The organism is Fictibacillus sp. 18YEL24 (assembly GCF_015903855.1).
GTDB lineage: Bacteria > Bacillota > Bacilli > Bacillales > Fictibacillaceae > Fictibacillus > Fictibacillus phosphorivorans_C.
The window spans coordinates 945,752-970,926 of the sequence record NZ_JACZDT010000001.1; the positions used below are offsets into that span (position 1 = coordinate 945,752).

Sequence of the window (25,175 nt, forward strand, 5' to 3'; positions counted from 1 at the left end):
ACTTGTACATCTTATTCTAATCTTAGCAAAAGTTGGTCAATTATGGTACTTCTCAAAAAGAATAGCTTAATTAATTGCTTATTTATTCAATTTGCCACTAAATCCCGCCATACATACAAAATAGGACAAGAGAACATCCTTTAAGACAAAAAAAGACTCCAAAATGCTTGGAGTCCTTAATCTTCGTATGTTTCATATGCTTCAATAATTCGCTGAACAAGTGGATGACGAACCACATCAAGTTGTTTTAAGTATATAAAATCGATGCCTTTAACGCTTTCAAGCCTTTTTTCAGTAACTTTTAATCCCGATTCTTTTCCACGAGGAAGATCTATTTGTGTAAGATCACCTGTTATGACCATCTTCGATCCAAAACCAAGACGCGTTATAAACATCTTCATCTGTTCTGGTGTAGTGTTTTGAGCCTCATCTAAAATGACAAAGCTTTCATCAAGCGTACGGCCTCTCATGTACGCCAGTGGAGCGATTTCAATCGTGCCACGCTCGATTAGCCTCTCGGTATGTTCCGCTCCGAGAAGGTCATGAAGAGCATCATAGAGGGGACGCAGATAAGGATCTACTTTTTCTTTCAGATCACCTGGAAGAAATCCTAAACTCTCACCTGCTTCAACCGCAGGACGGGTCAGCACGATCTTTTTCATCTTACCTTCTTTTAATGCGTTGACTGCCATAACTACCGCAAGATAGGTTTTCCCTGTACCAGCAGGACCGATACCAAAAACAAGATCGCGCTTTCTCATGGACTGAACATAATGACGCTGACCGAGGGTTTTTACACGAATAGGTTTTCCTTTTGCAGTAACAGCAATATCTTCTTCATAAAGTTCACTTAATTCATCAAGCATATTTTTTTCTGCAAGCTGAACAGCATAAACAATGTCTCTTTCTGAGATCTTGATACCCTTTCGTACCAATTTCAACAAGACAAACAAAGTTTCTTCAACCATTTCTGCTTTGTTCAGTTCACCTGATACTAAAATGTCTTCTCCTCTGGTGACTATACTTACGTTAAGCTTGTCTTCAATCACCTTTAAGAAGGCATCGTTAGGCCCAAAGAGTGAAGCTGCTTCTGTCGTATTTTCGAGTTGTAATGAATTAAGTCTTTTCGTTTCTGACAAACTACTCATTCTCCTTGTTGGATAGGTATAGGTTGTGCAGATGCAATATTTTCAATTACTTGGTAGAGCATCGTTAGTTTAACTTTACCATTCGAGACGTTTTGTTGCCAAACTTTTTCACCATTAATTTTTGCATCATGGGGCAATTTTTTTGAAAGTTCTTTCTTTGCCATCTTTTTTCCTACTTCTATTGCCTCAGCTTTACTATAAGAACGTTTCACTCCATCCGTTTCTCTGATCTCTTTCTTTATATAAGAAAACGGCATTTTCCATTTAGCTAGATAAAGAGGTGATTCATTTAGTGTTTCCGTTTTATCCTTAAATTCTCCTTCTGAAAATCCATAGACAGGAACATTTAAACCAAAAAGTGAAACATAATGCCTATTTTTAGATTTACCGGTATATGTTTGAAAAGAAGTGTTTAACGGGACCTCAACTTCAGTTTGGTACCAAACTTCTCCCCAAATTTCACCTTTCGCACTTACTAGCTGAGGCTTTTTTTCTTTTCCGATCAGTCCTGAGACTAGCAGCGATCCTTTTTTAACATAGTCGTTAACTCCTACAATAGGTTGTCCTTTTTCGACGAATACAGAGTGAATAACAGCTTCTTTAGTAGCCACAAGATGTCTCGGTCCTGTAACCTGCTTCGCTTCTGGAATCTCTTTTTCAACGACCTCAAATCGGTATGAAGTACCATGCTGAGTTACACCGATCCATGTAACGTTATCCATCTTCTCTGTAAGATCACGCTGTATCTCTCTAACATTCGGCAGCAAGAAGATGAATTTCCCTTTAGTTACTCCAAGTTCTACAGCGGCTTTTCTTAACTCGTATTCCGTCTTAGGATTTGCCCCCGTAACATTAATATTCCAAATCATGTTAGATAATAAAAATAAAAGACAAATAAACGACAGCATCCCGAGGATAAAACCGTTTCTCTTCCACATTCTCTTGAGAAGAAACGGTGTCCCCTTCTTCTCTTTAATCCTGATCTTCAACTTATTTTCTTTTAATATACTTCTCGCTCTTTGTATATCTGAAACAGATATAGAGACGAGTGCACGGTTGTCGTCAAGAGGCTGGATATCCCATAGGCTAATACCAGATTGAATGCACGTATTGATAAACGAACTAGAATCTTGTCCAATAATTTCTACCCTTACATACCCTTTCAAATGGTTCCATTTGGTTTTCATCTTGTCCCTCCCTGTTACCTGAGATAATTATTCGTTTTCAAAGTCGACTGAAGATATCGTACCTTCTAACAAGATTTCTTCAGGCAAGATCGTTTTAATAACAAACTCACTTCCTTTTATATGAAGCACACCTTGTTTTAGTTTGAGTGTGAGCTGTTCATTCGAGAAAGCCTTAACTCCTCTATGGTTCTCAATATAGATGTGCAGTTGTCCAATCATCGTGATCCGGGGTAAATCCATCACTACATCTGCTGGTAGCTCAAGGTTCTGCATCATCCATCTGTTTACTTGCTGCCGCAATTTGCCCATAAAAAAACCCCCTCTCTCCATTTTTATGAGAGAAGGGGGGAAACTATCACTCTTATTACAAGTTACCTCATGTTAAGACCGCTTTTGCAGCGCTTTAGGTTTAGAAAGGATCTCTGACCATATGATCGCTTTTTGTAATTCTTTTTGATCTATCTTAAAATCGTTCATAATTTGATCTTCTTTATCTTGATATCGGTTAGAGACTTTTTCTGTTCGCGCCTTATTCACTTCACGTGTATATGAAGGTTGTTCGTATACTTTATGATTGATTTTTTCCTTTTGGATATCAATCGCTTCTTTAACTTCTTTAACTCGGGGTTCAGCAGGCAAACCAAAAGGTGAAACTGTTGGTCTTGGTGCTTCTGCTTTACGTCGATTTGGCTCAGAGCGTTTCGTTTCTTTCATTTCTTTTTGGCGTTTAAAGACACTATATATGCCGCCTGCAATTAGAATAACAAAAGCGATATTAGCTAGTAGGAGTTCAATAATCGCTTCTATAATGTTCATACTTACAACTTCCGTCCTTTATCATCATTCTCTTTATCAGGGTTTGATGATTTACTGATCGATTCACGCATCGTAGTGTCTGCCATAATGTTCTTCATGTTCATATAATCCATAAAACCCATGTTTCCAGAACGAAGAGCTTCTGCTAATGCCATCGGCACTTCTGCTTCCGCTTCTACAACTTTCGCTCTCATCTCTTGGACTCTTGCTTTCATTTCTTGTTCTTTTGCAACAGCCATCGCACGTCTTTCTTCTGCTTTTGCCTGAGCGATATTCTTGTCGGCCATCGCTTGATCTGTTTGAAGTTCTGCACCAATATTCTTCCCAATATCAATGTCTGCAATATCGATGGACAGAATCTCAAACGCCGTACCAGCATCTAGCCCTTTTGATAATACCGTCTGTGAGATTAAATCTGGATTCTCAAGCACTTTCTTATGTGTTGCCGAAGAACCAATCGTACTAACGATTCCTTCCCCAACACGGGCGATTATCGTTTCTTCACCTGCTCCACCTACTAGACGATCTATATTTGCACGTACAGTAATTCTTGCTTTTGCTTTTACTTCAATCCCGTCTAATGCTACACCGGCAATAAAAGGTGTTTCTATCACTTTAGGGTTAACACTCATCTGAACAGCTTCGAGTACATCACGTCCCGCAAGATCAATCGCTGCTGCACGTTCAAAGCTTAGTTCAATATTTGCACGATGTGCTGCAATCAACGCATTTACTACTCTGTCAACATTCCCCCCAGCTAGATAGTGACTTTCGAGCTGGTTCGTACTTAAATCAAGTCCCGCTTTTACAGCTTTAATTAGCGGATTAATTACACGGTTCGGGATAACTCTTCTTAACCTCATCCCAACTAATGTAAAGATTCCCACTCTTACCCCTGCTGCTAATGCAGAAATCCATAACATAACCGGTACAAACGTAAATAACACAGCTAGAGCGATTACAATCAATCCGATGACTACAATGCTGGCGATCGATCCGAATTCTAACATCTACACACTCTCCATTCTTTTTCTATTCATTATTTTCTATTTCTCTCACTACAACACGTCCACCTGAGGCTTTAATAATCTTTACAGGGGTTCCTTTTTCAATATACGATCCTTCTGTCACTACATCTATGAACTCATCATCAAGTTTTAAACTTCCAGAAGGTCGCAGTGTTGTAGCAGTGACGCCGATCCTGCCTGTTAGATCTTTCCGCTCATTATGAGATAGATAACCCTTTTCAGAGCTCGTGGAATCAAATAGGACGAGTTTCTTTAATGAACCGTTATAACCAAATGATCGTAAGAAGAAATACGATCCGATAATCGTAACAACAATGGCAATTGCTATGGCGATCAAAATTCCTGTTAAAGAACCACCCGCCATGATCAATCCTGTTAACACTGCCAACACCCCCAGTATACCGATTATACCACCAGGCAGAAACAACTCTAGAATCAGCAAGATAAGACCAACACCAAATAAAATGATTGCTTCCCATCCGGCTAGACCGGCTATCATATGACCGTAAAAAAACAGCAGTAATGATAAAGCTCCGATAGACCCTGCAATTCCAAAGCCAGGTGTATAAAGCTCTAATACAAGACCTAAGCTTCCTAATGATAAGAGAATAGGGACTACAACAGGGTTAGTTACAAAACGCGCGATCTTATCGGCGAAAGTTGGATTTGACTCTAAAATTTTTGCATCTTCCATGTTCAGATGTGCTAGCAGTTCTTGACGATCTTCTGCAATTTTTTCTGCGTAGCCCACTTTCAATGCCTCACTGGCTGTTAGCGTAAGCAACTCACCTTTTTCTAAACCGAGTTCAGGAATCTCAACGTCTGGGTCTACCATCGCCTCAGCATATATGGGAGTTCTTTCATTCAACTCTGCTGCTGCTAGCATTTCTGCTTTCCATGCAGACTCAGCTTTTTGTCCAGCGGTATTTCCTTGACTGTCGATCACTGCGGCAGATCCAATCGTTGTAGATGGTTTCATAACAATCTCGTCTGCATTTAAAGCGATATACGCTCCTGCTGAGAAAGCGTTTTTCACCACATACGCTGTGATTGGAATTTCTGTTTCTCTCATGACTTTTGCGATATGTAGTGCAGCATCTACTCGGCCACCAGGAGTATAGATCTCTAGAACGATATGATCCGTTCCATCTTTCTCTGCCTTATGAATACTTCGATCTAAGAATGCTTCAAGGCCTCTTTCAACTTCATGTTCTACAGGTATGAACGTAACTGTCTTACCTTTACCTGCTGAAAAGACGAGTGAAGTTGAAAGCACACCATAAATACCCCAAATCAGACAAAGCATATAGATGAACAATCGAACCCTTTTCACAAACTAACACCCCCTCCACTTTATTTTACGTTAATTTGTGGAAAAAAGTTTCAAAAAATAAGAAAACGCTCTGTATAAATACAGAGCGTTTGTCATTTCAATTATGATAATTGTTGCTGAACAATACGGTTAACGAGTCCGCCATCGGCTTTCCCTTTAACTTTAGGCATAAGAGCCCCCATAACTTTACCCATATCAGCTTTAGAAGCAGCACCTATCTCAGAAATCGTTTGAGCAACAATTTCTTGAAGTTCTTCTTCAGTCAGCTGTTTTGGTAAATATGGTGTAAGAACAGCGATTTCATCTTGAAGTCCAGCGACTAAATCATCGCGGCCAGCTTTTTCGAATTCTTGGAGGGAGTCTTTTCTTTGTTTCATTTCGCGTACAAGAACGGTAAGCTCTTCTTCCTCGTTTAATTCACGTCCCTGCTTGATGGCTTCATTTTGAAGTGATGCCTTAAGCATGCGAATTACAGAAAGTTTCTGCTTGTTCTTGTCCTTCATCGCTTGTTTCATATCTTGGTTTAAATCATTAAGAAGACTCATATTACTAACTTACACCCCGCTTAGAACTTACGCTTTCTTGCTGCCTCAGCCTTCTTCTTACGCTTTACGCTTGGCTTTTCATAATGCTTGCGCTTTTTAACTTCAGCCAATGTTCCATCTTTGGAAACGGATCTTTTAAAACGACGAAGAGCATCATCAATGGATTCATTCTTGCGAATACGTGTTTCTGCCATTTGTATTTCCCTCCCTCCAGACCACCCTTACATAAAGTAAAGATGCGTCACATATCTTTTGCCATTATAATATATCCTTGCAGTACGGTCAACTTAATTTAAACAAGTTGGTCTTAGGAGATAAGGTAAATGACTTAAAAATAAAAATTAATAATCTGAAGTAGATGTTCCGCCTTCAACAATCGCGATTCCAGCACTTGCTCCAATACGTGTAGCACCTGCTTCGATCATAGCTAAAGCAGTCTCACGGTCACGTACTGCACCAGATGCTTTGACACCGATGTTTGGACCAACTGTTTCACGCATTAATTTAATATCTTCTACAGTTGCTCCACCAGTAGAGAATCCTGTTGAAGTTTTAACGAAATCGATACCTGCTTTAACAGCGATCTCACAAGCTTTAACTTTTTCTTCGTTTGTAAGAAGAGAAGTTTCAATGATCGCTTTTGTTAAAGCTTTGCCTTTAGCTGCTTCAACAACTGCACGAACATCTTGTTCTACTAGCTCGTAGTTTCCATCTTTTAGTGCACCGATGTTGATTACCATATCTACCTCAGTTGCACCGTTTTCAATTGCATTCTTCGTTTCGAACGCTTTTACTTCCGGAGTGTTTGCACCTAACGGGAAACCAATTACCGTACAAACTGCTACATCTGAATCCTTTAGTTGTTCGAATGCAGTATAAACCCAAGTTGGATTAACACATACAGAAAAGAAATTATATTTTTTAGCTTCCTCACAAAGAGTTAAGATTTCTTTCTTTGAAGTTTCAGCTTTTAATGCTGTGTGATCGATCATTCTTGCAACGTTTAAATTGCTCATTTCAACAAACCCTTTCTAAATAAAAAAATTAAACACCGTTTGTATCATAACAAATTTTTCGACATAAATCGAGCATCTTAAAAATATTTACGGTGAGGTGCAATAAATCGCTAAGTCCTCAGTTATCAATAAAAAACATCCTGGTTAGAACTCCAGGATGTTAGCTTGAAACAGCTTGCTTTAGGATTTCTTCCATTTCTTGTTTTACAAATACACCTTTATTATAAGGATACCCAGCTTCAGTAATTTTCACTTTAACCAATTTACCTATCATCTCGTCGTTTCCTTCAAACAAAACTTTAAGATAGTTCGGTGTATACCCTACATATAGTTTGTTCGTAGGATCTTCTTTAAACGCCTCTTCAGGAATGACTTCCACAACTGTATCTTCATAGTCGGATGCGTATTCTTTGGCTAGTTGATCAGATAGAGCTATAAGCTTATGGACGCGTTCGTTTTTAATATCCTCTGGAACTTGATCCTCCATCTTAGCAGCTGGTGTACCAGTCCGTTTGGAGTAAGGGAACACATGAAGTTCCATAAATTTATGTTTCTCTATGAAACGATACGTCTCCATGAACTCTTCCTCAGTCTCACCTGGAAAACCAACAATTACATCAGATGTAATCGCAAGTCCTGGAAGTGCTTCTTTTAGTCGATCCAATCTTTCACCGAACATTTCCATTGAATATTTTCGTCTCATTCGTTGAAGCACGGTATTAGATCCTGATTGTAGGGGTATGTGCAGATGAGGAACTACTTTGTCTGATCTACCCATAACTTCAATCACTTCATCTGAGATCTGACTAGCCTCAATGGATGAGATACGGATTCGTTTTAAACCAGAGATGTTCTTATCAAGATCATCTAACAACTTCGCAAAAGAGTAGTCTTTCATATCTTCTCCGTACCCAGCAGTATGAATGCCCGTTAGAACGATCTCTTTGTAACCAGAGTCTACAAGCTGTTGAGCTTGAGAAAGTACATCTTCAGGTTTACGAGAGCGAAGAAGGCCTCTTGCCCAAGGAATAATACAGAACGTGCAAAAATTGTTGCACCCTTCTTGTATCTTAAGCGATGCTCGTGTTCGATCGGTAAATGCAGGAACATCTAATTCCTCATATACACGTGCTTTCATGATGTTCGACACACCATTAATAGGCATACGTTCTTCTTTATATTGTTGAATGTAAGTCAGCATCTTAGAACGGTCTTGTGTACCTACAACAACGTCTACTCCAGGAATCGCCATAATCTCTGCTGGCGATGTTTGAGCATAACAACCTGTTACACAGATAACAGCGTCCGGATTTTTCCGGATAGCTCTTCGAATAACTTGTCTGCTCTTTTTATCTCCCGTATTCGTTACGGTACATGTATTGATTACATAGACGTCAGCTGTACTATCAAAATCTGTACGTTCATATCCTTCAGCTTGGAAAAGCTGCCAGATTGCTTCAGTCTCGTAATGATTCACTTTACAACCTAATGTATGAAATGCAACGGATGGCATATAGATCACCCCTTTAGTTCAAAATGATAAGAAATAGCTGATAACAAGTACAATGGTGCTGTTTCAGTCCTTAAGATTCTTGGACCCAGTCCACACAATAAAAATCCATGATCATTAAGAGAGGCTGCTTCTTTCTCACTGATGCCGCCTTCTGGACCGATCACACATAGAATTGAGTCTCCTATTTCAGCTGTGCGTAAAGCAGAAGCAAAATTAGAAATTTCGTTCTGTTTAGCTTCTTCTTCAAACGCAACGATTTTTATCTTATACTGTTCTGCCATTTTTAGCAAATCAGAAAAAGAACCAGGATTCAAAATGTCTGGAACCCGGTTTCTATGTGATTGCTCTGCTGCTTCTTTTGCAATTTTCTCAAGTCTTTCTTTTTTCTTCACCGCTTTTTTGTCATCCCATTTTACTACAGAACGGTCAGCCGCAAATGGAAAAAAGGAGAAAGCCCCGAGTTCAGTGCCTTTTTGAATGATATACTCTAACTTATCCCCTTTTGGCAATCCTTGAGCAATGGTAACAGAGACAGGAAGCTCAACTACTGTTTCGATATCATTCACAATCTTCGTCTCTACTTCATTACCGTCAACCTCTATGATCTCACACAAAGATGTACGACCTTTGTTATCACAGCAGATGAAATTGTCTCCTACTTGCATCCTCATCACCTTTAAGATGTGCTTGGCATCATCCCCTGTAATCGTAACAGAGGCATCTTTCCAGTTTTCTGATGAAACAAAGTACCTTTGCATGAAATGCACGTCCTATCCTATTTCTTATTTTGAGCAACGATCGCAACCCAATCTTCCATTTCTAATACTTCTACGATCGTAAATCCATGCTCTTCCAATTTAGCTTTTACATCGCGCTTTTTGCCTTGGATGATCCCAGACGTAATAAAATAACCACCTGGCTTCAATACTTTAGCTGTATCTTCAACAAACAAGAGTATAATTTCTGCTAAGAGATTCCCTACTACAAGATCAACTGGACCTTCAATCCCCTTTAAAAGATCATTCTGATCAACATGCACTTTTTGGTTCACTTTGTTCAGCTTTACATTAAGTCGTGCAGAATTCACTGCAACTTCATCCAGGTCATACGCCTCAACTTTATTGGCACCTAACATAGCTGATGCAATGCTCAATACACCAGAGCCTGTTCCTACATCAATGACAGAATCCCCTTCAGCTATATATTTTTCAATAGCTTGCAAACTCATGACTGTTGTTGGGTGTGTTCCTGTACCAAAAGCCATACCTGGATCAAGCTCAATAATAAGTTCATCAGAATGTACAGGTTTATAATCTTCCCATGTAGGAGTGATCGTGATCCGCTTTGAGATCTTTACCGGTTTATAATACTTTTTCCAAGCAGTTGCCCATTCTTCCTCATTTACTTCTGAGATGGAAATCGTGTTTGCTCCGATATCAATATCGTATTTCACAAGATTTGTGATCGCTTGTTTGATCTCTTCAACCGTTTCACCTAAAAAACTGTTAACGGGTAAGTAAGCTTTTAAAATTACCCCTTCAGAAGGATAATCAGAAGGGTTAAGCTGATAGATTTCGCCAAATACGGATTGACGCTCTTTAGAGAGGTCATCTACATCCTCAATCACAACTCCGCTAGCTCCCGCCTCATGTAAAATATTTGATACTGGTTCAACAGCTTCCTGAGTAGTGTGGATGCTAATCTCTGACCATTTCATCATATCAACTCCGTTTGTTAGTTTGGCTTTTAGAACATATTTATAGGTTATTACTTTGTTGCTCTTGTGAGTGGTTGATTTCCACTCCATGTGGCTCGCTTTCCGCGGGGCAGGCGGTGAGCCCTTTGCCGCTTTGCGCCGTTAAAGGTCTCACCTGACCGCCAGTCCCGCAGGAGTCTCGCCACCTTCCGTTACAATCAACCTGCTAAAGATGTTAATACATACAAAACAACAGGCTTTAGAAAGAGAATTATGAAAGCTTATTTAATGCATGTAGGAACAACTTATTTTACTCGCCTTTAAATGCTCGTTTTACTTTGTCGAAGAATCCATCTTGTTGTTCGTCTGGCATGCTTCCGCTGATTTCTGAGAAGTCGCGAAGAAGCTGTTTTTGTTTTTCTGTAAGGTTTTTCGGTGTTATAACTTTGATTTGGATATGCTGGTCACCTTGACCTCTTCCATGAACATTCTTAACACCTTTTCCTCTTAAACGGAAATGAGTTCCTGTCTGAGTACCTGCTGGAATCTTCAGCTTAACTTTACCGTACAATGTTGGAACTTCAATCTCATCACCAAGCGCTGCTTGCGAGAACGTTAACGGCATCTCACAAAGGATATCATCTCCATCACGCTCAAAGAACTCGTGATCCGCTACTTGGAACACCACATAAAGATCACCTGCAGGGCCACCGTTCACACCTGCTTCGCCGTGTCCAGACATACGGATTTGCTGACCGTTATCTACACCAGCTGGCACTTTAACAGAAATTTTCTTGTTCTTGCGCACTTTCCCATTTCCATGACACGTCTTACATTTTTCTTTTACGATTTTACCTTTTCCACTACAGTGGTTACATACTCGACGATTTACAATACGGCCAAACGGTGTGTTCTGTTCAACGTTGAGCTGACCGCTTCCGTTACAATGTGAACACGTTTCAGGCTTTGTTCCTGGTTTAGCACCGGAACCATGACATGTTTCACATGATTCTTCTGTAGGGATCTGTATCTCGGTTTCTTTACCGAAAACCGCCTCTTCAAAAGATAGTCTAAGTCCATACTGAAGATCGTTTCCTTGACGAGGACCGTTTGGGTTTCTACGTCCTCCGCCTCCACCAAAGAACATATCAAAAATATCGCCAAAGCCATCAAAGCCCGCTCCGCCGCCACCGAAACCTTGGTTAGGATCTGTATGGCCAAATTGATCATAATGAGCTTTCTTTTGAGGGTCACTCAATGTTTCATATGCATCTTTTACTTCTTTAAATTTATTTTCCGCATCTGCCTCTTTATTAACATCTGGGTGATACTTTCTGGCAAGTTTACGGTATGCTTTTTTCACCTCATCGTTTGAGGCATTTTTATCTAATCCAAGTACTTCGTAATAATCTCGTTTACTCATATAGGACACTCCCGATTTCTCACATAAAAGTTATCTTACCATTGAATACCACCTGACTCAAGACGAAAACTGCAAAGGTTTTGTTACGGTCTTAAGCCAAATCAACTCAAAAGTCAACTCAGAAAAAAAGTCAAAGTCAAGATGACCTGACTTTGACTTTTATCTGCTAAGTGTTACTTTTTGTCGTCGTTTACTTCTTCATAATCAGCGTCAACGATGTTGTCATCGTTCTTTGTTGATTGTCCTTCTGCATCGCCTTGTTGAGCTTGAGCTTGTTGAGCTGCTTGCTCATAAAGTTTTACAGAAAGTTGTTGAACGATTTCGCTCAAAGCTTCTTTTTCTTTCTTGATCGCTTCGATATCGTCACCTTCAAGAGCCTTTTTCAAGCTCTCTTTAGCTTCTTCAGCTTTTTTCACTTCAGCTTCGTCTACTTTACCTTCAAGGTCTTTCAACGTCTTATCCACTGTGAACACAAGCTGATCCGCTTCGTTTCTAGTGTCGATCTCTTCACGTTTCTTTTTATCTGCTTCTGCATTTTCTTCAGCATCTTTTACCATGCGATCGATCTCTTCATCAGAAAGTCCTGTAGAAGATTTAATCGTGATGGATTGCTCTTTGTTCGTTCCTAGATCTTTTGCACGTACGTTTACGATACCGTTCGCATCGATGTCAAAGCTAACTTCGATTTGAGGCACTCCACGTGGTGCTGGTGGGATCTCAGATAATTGGAATCTTCCAAGTGTTTTATTGTGCGCTGCCATTTCACGCTCTCCTTGAAGAACATGGATATCAACAGATGTTTGGTTATCAGCAGCCGTTGAGAACGTTTGAGATTTTGAAGTTGGAATCGTCGTGTTACGATCGATCAATCGAGTAAACACGCCGCCCATCGTTTCAATACCTAATGAAAGTGGTGTTACATCAAGAAGAACAACATCTTTCACATCTCCAGCAAGTACTCCACCTTGAATTGCAGCACCAAGTGCAACAACTTCGTCAGGGTTTACTCCTTTATGCGGCTCTTTACCTGTAAATTTCTTGATTGCTTCTTGTACAGCTGGGATACGAGTCGATCCACCAACAAGAATAACTTTATCAAGGTCAGAAGGTGACATTCCAGCATCATTAAGAGCTTGACGAGTAGGTCCCATCGTACGCTCAACTAAGTCTGAAGAAAGGTCTTCGAATTTCGCACGGGATAAGTTTAACTCTAAGTGCTTAGGTCCAGAAGCATCAGCAGTGATAAACGGTAATGAAATCTGTGTAGTTGTTACACCTGAAAGATCTTTCTTCGCTTTCTCTGCAGCATCTTTTAGACGTTGTAGTGCCATCTTATCTTGAGATAGGTCGATACCGTTCTCTTTCTTAAATTCGCTTACTAGATAGTCGATGATTACTTGGTCAAAGTCATCTCCACCAAGCTTGTTATCACCAGATGTTGCTTTTACTTCGAAGAACCCATCACCTAGTTCAAGGATAGATACGTCAAACGTACCGCCACCAAGGTCAAATACTAGGATTGTTTGGTCTTCATCCTTTTCAAGGCCGTAAGCCAATGCTGCTGCTGTTGGCTCGTTCACAATACGCTCAACTTGAAGTCCAGCAATCTGTCCAGCATCTTTCGTAGCTTGACGCTGTGCATCATTGAAATAAGCCGGAACTGTAATTACCGCTCTTTCAACTTTTTCTCCAAGATAGTCTTCTGCATGAGATTTTAATTTTTGCAAGATGATCGCAGAAATCTCTTGCGGCGTATAGTCTTTACCTTCAACTGTTTCTTTGTGATCTGTTCCGATGTAACGTTTGATCGACATAATCGTGTTCGGGTTCGTTACAGCTTGGCGCTTTGCTACCTCTCCAACAGAACGGTCTCCATCTTTGAACGCTACAACAGATGGTGTCGTACGGTTACCTTCCGGGTTTGGAATAACTACCGCTTCTCCACCTTCCATAACAGCTACACAAGAGTTTGTTGTACCTAAGTCAATACCGATGATTTTACTCATGTTTTTTCCCTCCATCATTCATATGTAGTTTTATCTACGCGTTTACTTTAACCATTGCTGGTCGAATAACTCGATCTTTTAACATATAACCTTTTTGCAGTTCTTCAATTACTGTATTAGACTCCGCTTCAGAATCCTCCACTTGCATAACTGCTTGATGCAGGTTGGGGTCAAATGTTTGACCGACTGACGGAATTTCTGTCAGCCCTTCTTGTTTCAGTGCATCTGCTAGTTGACGATAAACCATTTCCATTCCTTGAATAAGGGTTTTGGTCTGCTCGTTTGTAGCTTCTGTCTTCAAAGCACGCTCAAAGTTATCGAGTGCAGGTAATAACTGTTCAAGAAGACTTTGAGATTTATATTTAAGGCTAGCTGCCTGTTCTTCTCTCGTTCTACGGCGGAAATTATCATAGTCCGCTTGAAGGCGAAGATTCTTTTGGCTGGCTTCCTCAAGCTTTGTTTCTAGCTCTGAAATAAGTTGCTGCTCTTCAGTTAGAGGTTCTTCTGTAGTAGATTCGACTTCTTCAACAACTACTTCTTCAGTTTCTGTTACTTCTTCATTCACATCAGTTTGTGATTGATCTTGAGTGATGTCCTCTTTGTTCATGCTTTCACCTCCCTAAAGTAATCCACTAATTTGAAAAATCGTTTAATCGGTTCGTCATTTCCTTTGATAATGAATCTAGTAAAGAGATGACCTTTTGATATTCCATTCTGGTTGGACCGATTAATGAGATCGTACCTATATGTTTACCATGCATCGTGTAAGAGGCATTGATCACACTACAGTTTTTCATCGCTTCATGCTCATTTTCCGTTCCGATCCTTATAGTAAGCCCTTTTTCTGTAGATGACACGAGCTTTTCCATTAAATCACGCGTTTCTAAAAAATCTAGAAGCGGTCTAACTTTATCTAAATCTCTAAATTCCGGCTGAGAAAGCATATTTGTCTTCCCGCCATAAAAAAGCTTTTCCTTCTTGCTCCATAGAAGAAGCTGATCTAAAAAAACACCCATGTTCTGATAATCTTTAAGGTGCTTTTTAAACACCGCCGAAAGTTCTTTTTGTATACGTGTGTTCAATTCTATCAATCGAACACCTGCAAGTCTTTCGTTTAGAATATTCACAAGCTTTTCTAGTTCTGAAGGTTCAATCGTATCAGGCAGCACGATCTGTCTGTTCTCAACATGCCCCGTGTTCGTCACAAAGATCGCAACGGCAACTTGGGAAGAGATCGGAATAATCTGCATGTGCTTTAACTTCATATCTAATGCGTTAGGTCCTAACACAACAGATGTGTAGTTTGTCAAATCTGATAGAATCTTAGCTGATTGATCAAATAATGCCTCTGCTTCCTGGACCTTTTCTGTAAATAGAAGTTCTGAATGACCGATCTCTCTTTCTTTCATAGAAAGAGAAGGAAGCAGGTGGTCCACGTAAAATCGATATCCTTTTTCAGATGGTATTCTACCAGATGATGTATGGGTTTTCTCTAGAAATCCAAGATCCTCCAAGTCCGCAAGTTCGTTTCGAATCGTTGCTGGACTGTAGGTAATGTCCTCTCGTTTAGAGATCGTACGGGAACCTACGGGCTCAACATGCTTAATATAGTCATCTATTAAAACACGAAGAATAAAGAGTTGTCGTTCCGTTAACATACCATCACCCCACTTGTTAGCACTCTTGAAGAGCGAGTGCTAAATCTATAATATAAGTTACCAAAAGGTACTCTCCGTTGTCAATCTAAAACTACACCAATAAATTCTTGGAAGACTTCGTTGCCTAAAGGTCTTCCATCCTTCGTTAAAAGAAGAGTGTCTTCTCTCTGTTGTAGCCAACCCTTTTGAATGAGTCTTTGAATAGGTTCTTTATATATATCAAACATGGATCTGCCATATCGACTCATAAAAGTAGCATCAGAAACACCTTCCTGTTTACGAAGTCCCATGAACATTTCTTCTTCCATCTTTTCAGATAGTGGAACTTGATGTTCTTCGATATACGGAAAACCATGTTCCTCGACTAAATTCATATATTGTTTTAATGGACCTGCATTTCTTCTTCTTGTACCTTCTACGTAACTATGAGCTCCAGCACCTATGCCGAAATATTCGTTATTGTTCCAGTATTGGAGATTATGCTTGCTCTCAAACCCCGGAATTGCAAAATTGCTGATCTCATATTGTTTGAATCCTTTTTTATCAAGAGCCTCAATCAAATAATCATACATCGCAGCTTCAAGCTCTTGCTCTGGAAGAATCAGCTTGCCTTTTTGAGCCAAGTTATAAAAAACGGTTTTCTTTTCAATCTGCAGCGAATAAGAAGAAATGTGAGGAACATCTAATGCTAATGCTTCATCTACCGATTCCTTAAACATATCCATCGTTTGGCCTGGCAGCCCAAACATGAGGTCGATCGACATGTTATCGATACCCGCTTTTTTTGCTTCTGCAACCGTAGAATAGATATCTTCTTTGGTATGTGTTCTTCCTAATTTTTTTAACAAAGAAGATTGAAAAGCTTGAACACCAACACTCAGCCTGTTAACTCCATTGTCTTTTAACACGGCAATTTTTTCTTTAGTAGTCTGCTCTGGATTCGCTTCAACAGTGAATTCTTTTAGGAATCTGTTACCAAGCACTTCATTCACATCACTCAAAAACGTTTGCAGCTGTTTTTCGCTCAAAGAGGTTGGCGTTCCACCACCTACGAAGATGGTTTCCATCTCATAATCCTTGAACCTGGACGTTGTATGGACCATCTCTTTTTTCATAGATTGTAAATATTCATCCACTGGCTGCTGATGAATAAATATCTTGTTAAAATCACAATAATGACAAATTTGAACACAGAATGGAATATGCAGATATGCAGCTTTAAGCAAGATGTTCACCGCCTTTTTGTCTCATAAATTAGGAAAGACCGCTAGAATTGCCTTCGCGGTCTTAAGTTCTTTTATTTGTTGTTATTTGTATCATCCATACGAAGAACGGCCATGAACGCTTCTTGAGGAACGTCTACTCTACCGATCGTCTTCATACGCTTCTTACCTTCTTTTTGCTTATCTAAAAGCTTACGCTTACGTGAGATGTCTCCACCGTAACATTTAGCCAAAACGTTCTTACGTAATGCTTTAATGTTTGAACGTGCCACGATCTTTTGTCCGATTGCCGCTTGGATCGGCACTTCGAACTGTTGACGAGGAATAAGCTCTTTCAACTTTTCAACGACTACTTTTCCACGCTCATATGCAAAATCTTTATGAACGATTACCGATAATGCGTCGATCTTCTCATTATTTAGTAATATTTCCATTTTAACCAGTTTAGATGGCTTATAGCCAATCAATTCGTAGTCTAGAGATGCGTAACCCTTCGTGCTTGATTTTAACTGATCAAAGAAATCATACACGATCTCAGAAAGCGGAATCTCATAAAGAACATTTACTCGGTTGTTTTCTAAATAATCCATCGTCATGAAGATACCGCGTTTCTTCTGACAGATTTCCATAATCGTACCAACATAATCGTTCGGTGTCATGATAGATGCTTTAACATACGGTTCTTCCACAACAGATATCTTCTGTGCTTCTGGCATGTTCGCTGGGTTATCAACAACGATTTTTTCTCCATCTGTCATCGTAACATTGTAGATAACACTCGGAGCTGTAGCGATTAAGTCAATATTAAACTCTCGCTCGATACGCTCTTGAATGATCTCCATGTGAAGCAGGCCTAAAAATCCGCAACGGAAACCAAAACCAAGCGCTTGAGAGGTTTCAGGCTCATATTGAAGAGCAGAATCATTTAACACTAATCGTTCTAACGCTTCGCGAAGATCGTTATATTTCGCTGTGTCTACTGGATATAGGCCACAGTATACCATCGGGTTCATCTTTCTATAACCAGGTAGAGGCTCAGATGCACCTTTAACGGAACTCGTTATCGTATCACCGACTTGTGTGTCTCCAACATTTTTGATCGAAGCTGTTAGGAAACCTACATCTCCAACCGTTAAGAAGTCTTTTTGAACGGCTTTAGGCGTAAACACCCCAAGTTCAAGTACTTCAAATTCTTTCCCTGTCGCCATCATCTTAATCTTATCGCCGACTTTAACCGTTCCTTCTGCCACACGAATATACGTAACGACCCCTCGATAAGGATCATAAAGAGAGTCGAAGATAAGCGCTTTAAGCGGTCCTTCTGGATCTCCAGGTGGTGCCGGAACTTTTGCTACGATCTGTTCTAGAATATCTTGAATACCAATACCTGCTTTTGCTGAAGCAAGTACTGCCTCTGAAGCATCCAACCCGATAACATCCTCGATCTCCTGACGCACTCGTTCAGGCTCTGCACTCGGAAGATCAATCTTGTTGATAACCGGCAGGATCTCTAGGTCGTTCTCTAATGCCAGATACACGTTCGCGAGCGTCTGTGCTTCGATGCCTTGAGCAGCATCTACGATAAGCAATGCTCCCTCACAGGCTGCTAAGCTTCTAGACACTTCGTATGTAAAATCTACGTGTCCTGGGGTATCAATTAAGTGGAACGTATAAATTTCACCGTCTTTAGCTTTATATTGCAGCTGAACAGCATTTAATTTAATCGTTATTCCACGTTCGCGTTCAAGATCCATCGAGTCTAACAGCTGCTCTTTCATCTCACGCTGTGTTAGTGCACTCGTTTCTTCCAAAATTCTGTCCGCTAAAGTGGATTTTCCATGATCAATATGAGCAATTATGGAGAAATTCCTAATTTTAGCTTGTCTTTTTAATTTTTCTTCTCTGTTCATTATACGTTCACTCCTACAATTTTAGGAAAAGTCACTAGCTTTGATTATAGCAATACAAAGTATCCGTTTCAATCACAACCTAAAAAATAGGGTGAAACTATGTTTTAAGTCAGCAGTAACTTCTTTACTAGTTTTTCGTTCTGTTCATGTTATTAAATTCTTAAATTCATTCATTCTTAAATTCTTGGCTGGATGTCACCTAAATAAAAAGAACCACGAAAGGATAATATCCTTTATGGTTCTAGGGTGAGAATACAGCTAACATCTCACTAATAATAACACCAAATATAGAGATCATGACACCAAAAGCTGAAGAGATCCAAGATGTAAGTCTTTGTCCAAGAGCTGAAAATACATTGAACGAATCTATTTTATTTAACTTTTCTTGTTTCGACTTGATGTCATGACTTGTAATTGAAGCAGGGTTCTTTTCCGTTTCTTCTTGTTTGATCCCAGGACTGGTGATAGACTCAACACTTTCTTGTGAAGAGCCTTTTAGATCATCCATCTCAACCTGTGCTTTTTGAATACCAAATAAAACCCCAAATAAAAGAATAGTTACTAGTCCGAAACACTTTAACATAAATTTTGTCATGATCATTCCTCCACGCGGGGATATACGATTTAAATTTATGCACAAGCTTGTCCAAACATGACTACAACTTAATGTGTGTAAGAAGAAGTATTTCCTTGATCGATGCCGCCATGAAGAGCTGTGTTCAAACCGTTCGCCAAAACATTAGCCATATCTTCAATAAACACATCCACCTCTTTCGGTGTAACCATCAAGTTATGACCAATAGGAGCTAGCACTTCTCGGATCAATCGCAGCTTTTCATCTTCTTCTAAGACACCAACGATTCCTAAGAACGATTTACGATGACTCTCGTCAGGTAGATCATCATCTGTAAGGACTTTCTTTTCCCCGAACGTCATACCCGCTGGTAAAAGTGATTTAGAAGGTTTATCCTTCTCATTCATCTCACGTCCAAAGTGCTTTAGAATAAAATCAATCGTATCACTGGTGATCGTAGCCGCATCAACTACCGTAGGGATTCCGATAGAGATAACTGGAATCCCTAACGTTTCTTTACTAAGTTCTTTACGTTTGTTTCCAACCCCAGACCCCGGATGGATACCTGTATTTGAAACTTGAATCGTAGCATTCACCCTTTCGATCGAACGAGATGCTAAAGCATCAATCGCTATAACGAAATCTGGATTCGCCTTTTTCACGATGCCATCGATGATATCACTCGTCTCTATCCCTGTAATGCCCATAACTCCTGGTGAAATCGCACAAACTGGCCTAAACCCTTCTTCAACATTTTCAGGAGCTAACTCGAACAGATGCTTTGTGATAGTCAAATTCTCTACAACTAATGGTCCTAGAGAATCTGGTGTAACATTCCAGTTACCTAACCCTACAACGAGACAAGTATCATCCTGCTTAATTCCTTGTTCTTTTAAGAAATGATTAAAATCATGTGCAAAAACTTCTTGTACGCGTTCTTGAAGCTTCGAATCTTTTTCACGAATTCCTTGAACCTCAAAAGTGACATACACGCCTGCTTTTTTCCCGGTAGTCTCTGCACCCTTTTCATCGATCTCTACTCTGACAATCTTAATTCCATCTCTATCTTTTTCATGTATAATGACACCTTCAAGCGTGCTTTTATTTACAACCTCATCTTCTTTTAGCAGCATATCGTGCGCTTCTATAGCCAGATCTGTTCGAACTGAATAGGCTGACAGGTCCAAATCCTTACCCATAATCTACCACCTTCCTTTGTATTATTTTTGCCGCAACTCTTCCTTTTCATTCTTGTATTGCATTTAGGGGGCGATTTTGATAGAATACTTTGTGTCCTATTTTTTGCAACGGAAAGTAATTTTGTTGCTCATGGTTCATTTAGGGAGGTGAATGGATTGGCTAATATTAAATCAGCGATTAAACGTGTAAAAACTAACGAAAAGCGTCGTGCACACAACGCTTCACTAAAGTCTGGCATGCGTACTGCTATCAAAAACTTTGAAGCACTTGCAGCTTCAAACAATGCAGAAGGTGCTCAAGCAGCTTTTGTTACTGCTTCTAAGAAGATTGACAAAGCAGCAAACAAAGGACTTATCCACAAAAATGCAGCTTCTCGCCAAAAGTCTCGTCTTGCTAAGGCTTTAAACGGTGTTAACGCATAAATTGAAGGATGAAACCCGAAAAACGGCCTTACACCAATAGGTCGTTTTTTTATTTTGCTCAAAAATGCTAAAAATCCAGCTCGAGTTTTATAGCAGAGCTGGATTTTTGTATGTTTTTGAATTAAATTCGGCGAGTCGTCATACCTAGACAAACCATCATCCTCATTTTTTTTGACAATGAGCACAAAAAAACCCTTTTCAACGTATGAAAAGAGGTTTGACTTAGACTTATGAGCCTTGAGAGAGTTTAACGATCTCCAACTCCAGCAAAAGCGTTTTGTCCATTTGGCCGGTTTTTAACTTATAATCTGTTTCTGCAAATTCATTTAGACAGTTCCTAAGAAAAACTTCATCAAATCGATTTGCATGTTTTGCAGCAAGTTTTACCGCGTAAGGATGCAGTTTTAGAGAAGAAGCGATTTGCTTTTCTCCGTAACCTTTCTTCTGCAACTCTTTTACGCCATTAATCATTCGAAATTGTCTCGTGATCAAAGCGTGGATCTGAATCGGCTCTTGATTTTGTTTCATTAGATCATAAAAACTTCTAAGAGCGAATTCTGTTCTTTTATGCACCACATGATCAACTAATGCAAAGACATCATCCTCAAGAGTTCTTGCTACTAATGAATCCACGGTCTCCTTCGTAATAACTCCTTCTTCACCTACAAAGAGAGCCATTTTTTCCATTTCTTTTGCCAATACTGCCATGCGTGTACCTAGTCTTGAAAGAAGCAATTGTATCGCTTCTCCATCGATGGATACCTCTTGATTCGCAGCTTCTTTTTGAAGCCATTTTTCAGCAGTATCGTTACTTAGTTCTGAAACCTGAATCATTTCAGATTGTGTTTTAACCAATTTTACTATTTTCTTGCGTTCATCTAATTTTTCATGAGGAACTACGATGACTAACGTTGTATAATCTGCCGGATTTTGTATGTACTGTTCAAATACTTTGAAGTCGTGTTCAATCTTTGATTTTTCTTTGGCAGCTGTTAAGAACGCTGCATTTTTTATAACCACGACGCGGCGATCTCCCAAAAAGGGCATCGTTTCTGCGTCTTCCATTATCTCTTGAATCGAGGTTTCATCCAGATTATGTACACTTAAGTTAAAGTCCTTTTCGTCGGGAGACAAAAGTCCAGATATAGTTTGTATCGCTTCTTCTGCTAAATATATTTCTGTGCCCCAAATCAGATAGATTGGGGATGATTCACCGTTCTTAATCTTCTTTTTTAATGTTTCTACTGTGAGCACCTTTTTCACCTCTACCTCTTATCCTATGAGGAACTAAGTGCATTTGCAAGCAAAAGAAGGAACAGCGCATATGTCTGTTCCTTCATTTATGATAAACACTAACACCAAAACGATATAATCGTTTAAGGTTAGCTTTAATAGGATATCCTATGCATTTTAAGAATATTGGTGACAATGAATCTCATCTTTGGTAAGTTTTAGATAAAACACGTGAAAGAAAGCATTTTCAGTATGGATTTTTTAAAAATGATAACGTATACTAAGGATGGATTAGGAGGGTTGTCACATGAATCATTTCGAAAAAGATGTACAGAGTAAGCGTAACGACCTTATTGATTCCGGTATGGGGTTTGTTGTATCGTTTGGATTTTTTACGGTAATCTTCGCTATCGGGGTCATTCTAAAAGCAATCGCATAATACATAAAAAAGACCGAATTTATTCGGTCCTTTTTTATTTTGCTGTTCTAACTTTTAACCTCTTTTTGTCTACCACTACTGAAACATCCCCATGTTCATCTGTCCGATAAATAGCAATACCTCTTTCTCTTAATCTTTTCAAAACATCTAGTGCTGGATGGCCATATAAATTATTCTCGCCGGCTGAGATAATTCCATAACGTGGAGAGACGCTGTCTAAAAAAGAAGCAGTTGAAGATGTTTCACTTCCGTGGTGACCAACTTTAAGAACATCCGTTTTTATTCTTGGAAAACTGTTCGTGATCTCAGTTTCAGCTTCAGCTTCAATATCACCCGTTAGTAAAAAAGTACGATCGTAGATCTTTAGCCAAAGAACGATAGAATTATTATTTGAGGTACTTTCTTTAGATCCTGGATGCAGAACGAAAAATAAGGAGTGAGTTGATTCCCATTGCATTCCCTTACCTAACTTCACCACATTTATGTTTTTCTTGGCTGCTGTAGTCTCGATAAGCGTCTCAAGGTTATTGCCTTTTTGTTTATTAGGCAGAAAAACATTGCTCACCTTTATATTTTCAAGCAAAAACTCTCCTCCTCCAGCATGATCCGTATCTCCATGAGTAATGATTAACCCATCTACATGGCGAATTCCTTTTGCTTTTAAGAAAGGAAGCACGACTTCTTTTGTAACGTCATATTCTTCTTCTCTTTTTTCCCAATCTTCTTGCTCGAATGAGACTGTACCACCAGTATCAATCAAATAGACCGCTTTTCTATAAGGTAATTCCACAAGGATACTATCTCCTTGTCCTACATTAATAAAAGATACCGTTGCTTTAGGGTTCGCATAAGGCAGTCCCCAATGGATGAAGCAAACAATTAGAAATGGCACTATAATCACTATGTGAATACGTTTAGTAACTTCCCATCTATAAAGAAAGAATAGGATCCCCGCAAAATAAAGGATGAATATCCATTCTGCCGGTCTTCCGAAAACAACTGCCATTTTGAGAAATTGTGTTTTTTCCATAAACACGACAGAAAAATAAAATAAGAGTTCAATAAGCTCATTAACGATTAAAATCACTTTCGGAGCAAATATAGAAAGAAGCAGGCTAATAAAAGAGATGGGAAACAGCAGCATTGATACAAAAGGGATGTATAACACATTAAAGGGAATCGACAGTAAGGAAAATTCAAAGAAATGATACAGAATGATCGGAAAGGAAAATATGGAACAGATAAAGGAAGTGATAATCAGTAATCTGAGAGGTGACGCGTTTTTGAGAACTTGAATAGAAGTGATCAATACGAAGGTCATTAAAAACGAGAGTTGAAACCCAAGATCAAAAGCAAAGGAAGGATTGAAGCATAGCATCCCTATGCATACAGCTGACAACAGTGTAACAGGGTGCACTTTTCTTCTTAACATCATAACGAGTATCACGATGATCCCCATCATACCTGCTCGTATGATCGAACTCTCTGCACCCGTTAGAACAATGTAGATCGGCAAAAAAAGGATGATTAACCCATAAGCTATCTCTTTCATAACACCTATTCGAACAAGGATTAAGTATAAAAAGTAAGTAACAATTCCAACATTAAATCCCGATACGGCCAATAGATGGGTCAGTCCTAAACTTTGATAATAGTGTAGTGTTTCTGCTTCAATTCCGTCTCTATATCCAAAGAGCAGAGCATTCATCAAACCAGCTGTGTTATTGGAAAAATGACTTTCTAAACCATTAATATTCTTACTTCTATAACCTTTTATGTGATCGTGAACACTTAAATTTTTTGACTTCACACAGTGATCCACACCAAACTCAATCGTTTTGAGAATCCAATAGATATCATTGTTCTTTAAATACTCTTGATAATCCATTCCATAAAAATGGCTTTTTTTCCGGGGTTCCTCAAGTTTTCCTTCTAAGACGCATGAAAAATTTACGCTTAACTTTTTAAGCTGTTCCTGTTCGGCTGCGGATTTTATTCTATGGTAAACAATAATTGTTTCATCATTCGTCACAAGTTCAAAGCTCAATAGGTTACCGTCTATGTTGGGGATTGATTTTATCTTGCCTGAAAACTTCATCTGCTCCTGTGGAAGCTTTGAGAAACTATTCGTGTTATCGTAATAAGAATAAACGAAGAAGACTGGGAGAAAAACGAGGACATAAACTGATTTTTTTTTGAGCTGTACAACATTAACGATAACCAGGATAGCCAGTAATACTATCCCGGTTATCGAAAAATGCTGAAATAGCCATAGCCCATAGAATGCAGAGCATGCACTCAAGACGGCATATCTAGGGTTCATGCTTTATGAGTAAGAAATGTAGAAGGCAAGAAGTTCATTTCAACTTTTTCAACGATTACTCCTGCTTCTTTAAACTGTTCAATGCTATATGGATGATTTTTATAATCCTGACCATAATAGATTTTTTTAATACCGCTTTGTATGATCGATCTACAACAATGCAGACAAGGGAAGTGGGTAACGTACATTTCAGCACCTTCTGTCGGTACACCGAACTTCGCGCATTGTAATAGTGCATTCATCTCTGCATGAATCGTTCTCACACAATGTCCATCGATTACATAACAGCCTTCATCAATACAATGAACACCACCGGAGATCGAGCCATTATAACCTCCAGCGATAATGCGTTTATCTCTTACTATTGTTGCCCCTACAGCTAATCTAGTGCATGTACTTCTTAGGGCAAGCAATTGGCTTTGTGCCATATAATATTCGTTCCACGATATTCGCTGCAACGCTAACCGCCTCCTCTATTTCTA

General features: G+C 39.3%; 25 protein-coding genes. 2 read left to right on the top strand and 23 right to left on the bottom strand.

Annotation, left to right across the window (positions count from 1 at the left end):
• Positions 1-176: 176 nt before the first annotated feature.
• The 20 genes from HU823_RS05010 to gpr form a co-directional block, all read right to left on the bottom strand.
• Positions 177-1,139, bottom strand: coding sequence for a PhoH family protein (locus tag HU823_RS05010; protein WP_144698989.1), 963 nt, complete (start codon positions 1,137-1,139; stop codon positions 177-179).
• 5 nt (positions 1,140-1,144) lie between these two features.
• On the bottom strand, positions 1,145-2,335 hold the full coding sequence (yqfD, locus tag HU823_RS05015; protein WP_197221309.1) for a sporulation protein YqfD: 1,191 nt from the start codon (positions 2,333-2,335) through the stop codon (positions 1,145-1,147).
• 27 nt (positions 2,336-2,362) lie between these two features.
• A complete protein-coding gene (gene yqfC, locus HU823_RS05020; RefSeq protein WP_197221310.1) occupies positions 2,363-2,644 on the bottom strand; it encodes a sporulation protein YqfC in 282 nt (93 codons plus the stop codon).
• A gap of 72 nt (positions 2,645-2,716) precedes the next feature.
• Complete coding sequence (locus tag HU823_RS05025; RefSeq protein ID WP_197221311.1) at positions 2,717-3,151, bottom strand: hypothetical protein; 435 nt, start codon at positions 3,149-3,151, stop codon at positions 2,717-2,719.
• Between the two features lie 2 nt (positions 3,152-3,153).
• Positions 3,154-4,161, bottom strand: a complete 1,008-nt coding sequence (gene floA / locus HU823_RS05030; protein ID WP_066396287.1) for a flotillin-like protein FloA — start codon at positions 4,159-4,161, stop codon at positions 3,154-3,156.
• Positions 4,162-4,183: 22 nt separating this feature from the next.
• Positions 4,184-5,512 carry an NfeD family protein gene (locus tag HU823_RS05035; RefSeq protein ID WP_260858502.1) on the bottom strand — a complete coding sequence of 443 codons (1,329 nt, stop codon included), beginning with the start codon at positions 5,510-5,512 and terminating at the stop codon, positions 4,184-4,186.
• A gap of 101 nt (positions 5,513-5,613) precedes the next feature.
• Positions 5,614-6,057, bottom strand: coding sequence for a GatB/YqeY domain-containing protein (locus HU823_RS05040; protein ID WP_137788838.1), 444 nt, complete (start codon positions 6,055-6,057; stop codon positions 5,614-5,616).
• 20 nt (positions 6,058-6,077) lie between these two features.
• The gene (rpsU, locus tag HU823_RS05045; protein ID WP_066237650.1) at positions 6,078-6,251 is read right to left on the bottom strand and encodes a 30S ribosomal protein S21; all 174 of its coding nucleotides are present in this window, start codon (positions 6,249-6,251) and stop codon (positions 6,078-6,080) included.
• Between the two features lie 147 nt (positions 6,252-6,398).
• Entirely contained in the window at positions 6,399-7,073 is a 675-nt protein-coding gene (gene deoC, locus HU823_RS05050) for a deoxyribose-phosphate aldolase (RefSeq protein ID WP_144698983.1), read from the bottom strand.
• Positions 7,074-7,233: 160 nt separating this feature from the next.
• Positions 7,234-8,586, bottom strand: a complete 1,353-nt coding sequence (gene mtaB / locus HU823_RS05055) for a tRNA (N(6)-L-threonylcarbamoyladenosine(37)-C(2))-methylthiotransferase MtaB (protein WP_197221312.1) — start codon at positions 8,584-8,586, stop codon at positions 7,234-7,236.
• 5 nt (positions 8,587-8,591) lie between these two features.
• Complete coding sequence (locus tag HU823_RS05060) at positions 8,592-9,344, bottom strand: 16S rRNA (uracil(1498)-N(3))-methyltransferase (RefSeq protein ID WP_144698979.1); 753 nt, start codon at positions 9,342-9,344, stop codon at positions 8,592-8,594.
• A gap of 17 nt (positions 9,345-9,361) precedes the next feature.
• Positions 9,362-10,303: a 50S ribosomal protein L11 methyltransferase gene (prmA, locus tag HU823_RS05065; RefSeq protein ID WP_144703366.1), complete on the bottom strand. Its 942-nt coding sequence runs from the start codon at positions 10,301-10,303 to the stop codon at positions 9,362-9,364.
• A 289-nt stretch (positions 10,304-10,592) separates the two neighbouring features.
• A complete protein-coding gene (dnaJ, locus tag HU823_RS05070) occupies positions 10,593-11,705 on the bottom strand; it encodes a molecular chaperone DnaJ (RefSeq protein ID WP_144698977.1) in 1,113 nt (370 codons plus the stop codon).
• 173 nt (positions 11,706-11,878) lie between these two features.
• Positions 11,879-13,711 carry a molecular chaperone DnaK gene (gene dnaK, locus HU823_RS05075; RefSeq protein ID WP_144698975.1) on the bottom strand — a complete coding sequence of 611 codons (1,833 nt, stop codon included), beginning with the start codon at positions 13,709-13,711 and terminating at the stop codon, positions 11,879-11,881.
• A gap of 34 nt (positions 13,712-13,745) precedes the next feature.
• A complete protein-coding gene (grpE, locus tag HU823_RS05080) occupies positions 13,746-14,318 on the bottom strand; it encodes a nucleotide exchange factor GrpE (protein ID WP_144698973.1) in 573 nt (190 codons plus the stop codon).
• A 25-nt stretch (positions 14,319-14,343) separates the two neighbouring features.
• On the bottom strand, positions 14,344-15,369 hold the full coding sequence (gene hrcA / locus HU823_RS05085; RefSeq protein WP_144698970.1) for a heat-inducible transcriptional repressor HrcA: 1,026 nt from the start codon (positions 15,367-15,369) through the stop codon (positions 14,344-14,346).
• A gap of 80 nt (positions 15,370-15,449) precedes the next feature.
• Complete coding sequence (gene hemW, locus HU823_RS05090; RefSeq protein WP_197221313.1) at positions 15,450-16,595, bottom strand: radical SAM family heme chaperone HemW; 1,146 nt, start codon at positions 16,593-16,595, stop codon at positions 15,450-15,452.
• A gap of 71 nt (positions 16,596-16,666) precedes the next feature.
• Positions 16,667-18,502: a translation elongation factor 4 gene (lepA, locus tag HU823_RS05095; RefSeq protein ID WP_231607260.1), complete on the bottom strand. Its 1,836-nt coding sequence runs from the start codon at positions 18,500-18,502 to the stop codon at positions 16,667-16,669.
• Positions 18,503-18,743: 241 nt separating this feature from the next.
• Positions 18,744-19,097, bottom strand: coding sequence for a DUF3679 domain-containing protein (locus tag HU823_RS05100; protein ID WP_186320478.1), 354 nt, complete (start codon positions 19,095-19,097; stop codon positions 18,744-18,746).
• 68 nt (positions 19,098-19,165) lie between these two features.
• A complete protein-coding gene (gene gpr / locus HU823_RS05105; RefSeq protein WP_197221314.1) occupies positions 19,166-20,275 on the bottom strand; it encodes a GPR endopeptidase in 1,110 nt (369 codons plus the stop codon).
• A 156-nt stretch (positions 20,276-20,431) separates the two neighbouring features.
• Here gpr and rpsT point away from each other — a divergent pair, with 156 nt between their 5' ends.
• On the top strand, positions 20,432-20,698 hold the full coding sequence (rpsT, locus tag HU823_RS05110) for a 30S ribosomal protein S20 (RefSeq protein ID WP_066291124.1): 267 nt from the start codon (positions 20,432-20,434) through the stop codon (positions 20,696-20,698).
• Between the two features lie 228 nt (positions 20,699-20,926).
• Here the strand turns inward: rpsT and holA are convergent, their stop codons facing one another.
• Positions 20,927-21,961, bottom strand: coding sequence for a DNA polymerase III subunit delta (gene holA, locus HU823_RS05115; RefSeq protein WP_260858501.1), 1,035 nt, complete (start codon positions 21,959-21,961; stop codon positions 20,927-20,929).
• Positions 21,962-22,238: 277 nt separating this feature from the next.
• Between holA and HU823_RS05120 the strand changes: the two genes are divergently transcribed.
• On the top strand, positions 22,239-22,370 hold the full coding sequence (locus tag HU823_RS05120; RefSeq protein ID WP_082820577.1) for a YqzM family protein: 132 nt from the start codon (positions 22,239-22,241) through the stop codon (positions 22,368-22,370).
• Between the two features lie 34 nt (positions 22,371-22,404).
• On the opposite strand, the gene HU823_RS05125 is transcribed toward HU823_RS05120, so the two are convergent.
• Positions 22,405-24,693 carry a DNA internalization-related competence protein ComEC/Rec2 gene (locus tag HU823_RS05125; protein WP_231607261.1) on the bottom strand — a complete coding sequence of 763 codons (2,289 nt, stop codon included), beginning with the start codon at positions 24,691-24,693 and terminating at the stop codon, positions 22,405-22,407.
• Entirely contained in the window at positions 24,690-25,151 is a 462-nt protein-coding gene (locus tag HU823_RS05130; protein ID WP_066396327.1) for a ComE operon protein 2, read from the bottom strand. The genes HU823_RS05125 and HU823_RS05130 overlap by 4 nt, the downstream gene beginning before the upstream one ends.
• Between the last annotated feature and the right edge of the window lie 24 nt (positions 25,152-25,175).

Excerpts from the sequence above, each read along its gene's own strand:
- floA (WP_066396287.1), bottom strand. The coding sequence starts at position 4,161 with ATGTTAGAATTCGGATCGATCGCCAGCATTGTAGTCATCGGATTGATT.
- prmA (WP_144703366.1), bottom strand. The coding sequence starts at position 10,303 with ATGAAATGGTCAGAGATTAGCATCCACACTACTCAGGAAGCTGTTGAA.
- deoC (WP_144698983.1), bottom strand. The coding sequence starts at position 7,073 with ATGAGCAATTTAAACGTTGCAAGAATGATCGATCACACAGCATTAAAA.
- HU823_RS05025 (WP_197221311.1), bottom strand. The coding sequence starts at position 3,151 with ATGAACATTATAGAAGCGATTATTGAACTCCTACTAGCTAATATCGCT.
- mtaB (WP_197221312.1), bottom strand. The coding sequence starts at position 8,586 with ATGCCATCCGTTGCATTTCATACATTAGGTTGTAAAGTGAATCATTAC.
- yqfD (WP_197221309.1), bottom strand. The coding sequence starts at position 2,335 with ATGAAAACCAAATGGAACCATTTGAAAGGGTATGTAAGGGTAGAAATT.
- dnaK (WP_144698975.1), bottom strand. The coding sequence starts at position 13,711 with ATGAGTAAAATCATCGGTATTGACTTAGGTACAACAAACTCTTGTGTA.
- hrcA (WP_144698970.1), bottom strand. The coding sequence starts at position 15,369 with ATGTTAACGGAACGACAACTCTTTATTCTTCGTGTTTTAATAGATGAC.
- yqfC (WP_197221310.1), bottom strand. The coding sequence starts at position 2,644 with ATGGGCAAATTGCGGCAGCAAGTAAACAGATGGATGATGCAGAACCTT.
- dnaJ (WP_144698977.1), bottom strand. The coding sequence starts at position 11,705 with ATGAGTAAACGAGATTATTACGAAGTACTTGGATTAGATAAAAATGCC.
- gpr (WP_197221314.1), bottom strand. The coding sequence starts at position 20,275 with ATGGGTAAGGATTTGGACCTGTCAGCCTATTCAGTTCGAACAGATCTG.
- rpsU (WP_066237650.1), bottom strand. The coding sequence starts at position 6,251 with ATGGCAGAAACACGTATTCGCAAGAATGAATCCATTGATGATGCTCTT.
- HU823_RS05125 (WP_231607261.1), bottom strand. The coding sequence starts at position 24,693 with ATGAACCCTAGATATGCCGTCTTGAGTGCATGCTCTGCATTCTATGGG.
- HU823_RS05040 (WP_137788838.1), bottom strand. The coding sequence starts at position 6,057 with ATGAGTCTTCTTAATGATTTAAACCAAGATATGAAACAAGCGATGAAG.
- grpE (WP_144698973.1), bottom strand. The coding sequence starts at position 14,318 with ATGAACAAAGAGGACATCACTCAAGATCAATCACAAACTGATGTGAAT.
- HU823_RS05060 (WP_144698979.1), bottom strand. The coding sequence starts at position 9,344 with ATGCAAAGGTACTTTGTTTCATCAGAAAACTGGAAAGATGCCTCTGTT.
- lepA (WP_231607260.1), bottom strand. The coding sequence starts at position 18,502 with ATGAACAGAGAAGAAAAATTAAAAAGACAAGCTAAAATTAGGAATTTC.
- HU823_RS05120 (WP_082820577.1), top strand. The coding sequence starts at position 22,239 with ATGAATCATTTCGAAAAAGATGTACAGAGTAAGCGTAACGACCTTATT.
- HU823_RS05100 (WP_186320478.1), bottom strand. The coding sequence starts at position 19,097 with ATGACAAAATTTATGTTAAAGTGTTTCGGACTAGTAACTATTCTTTTA.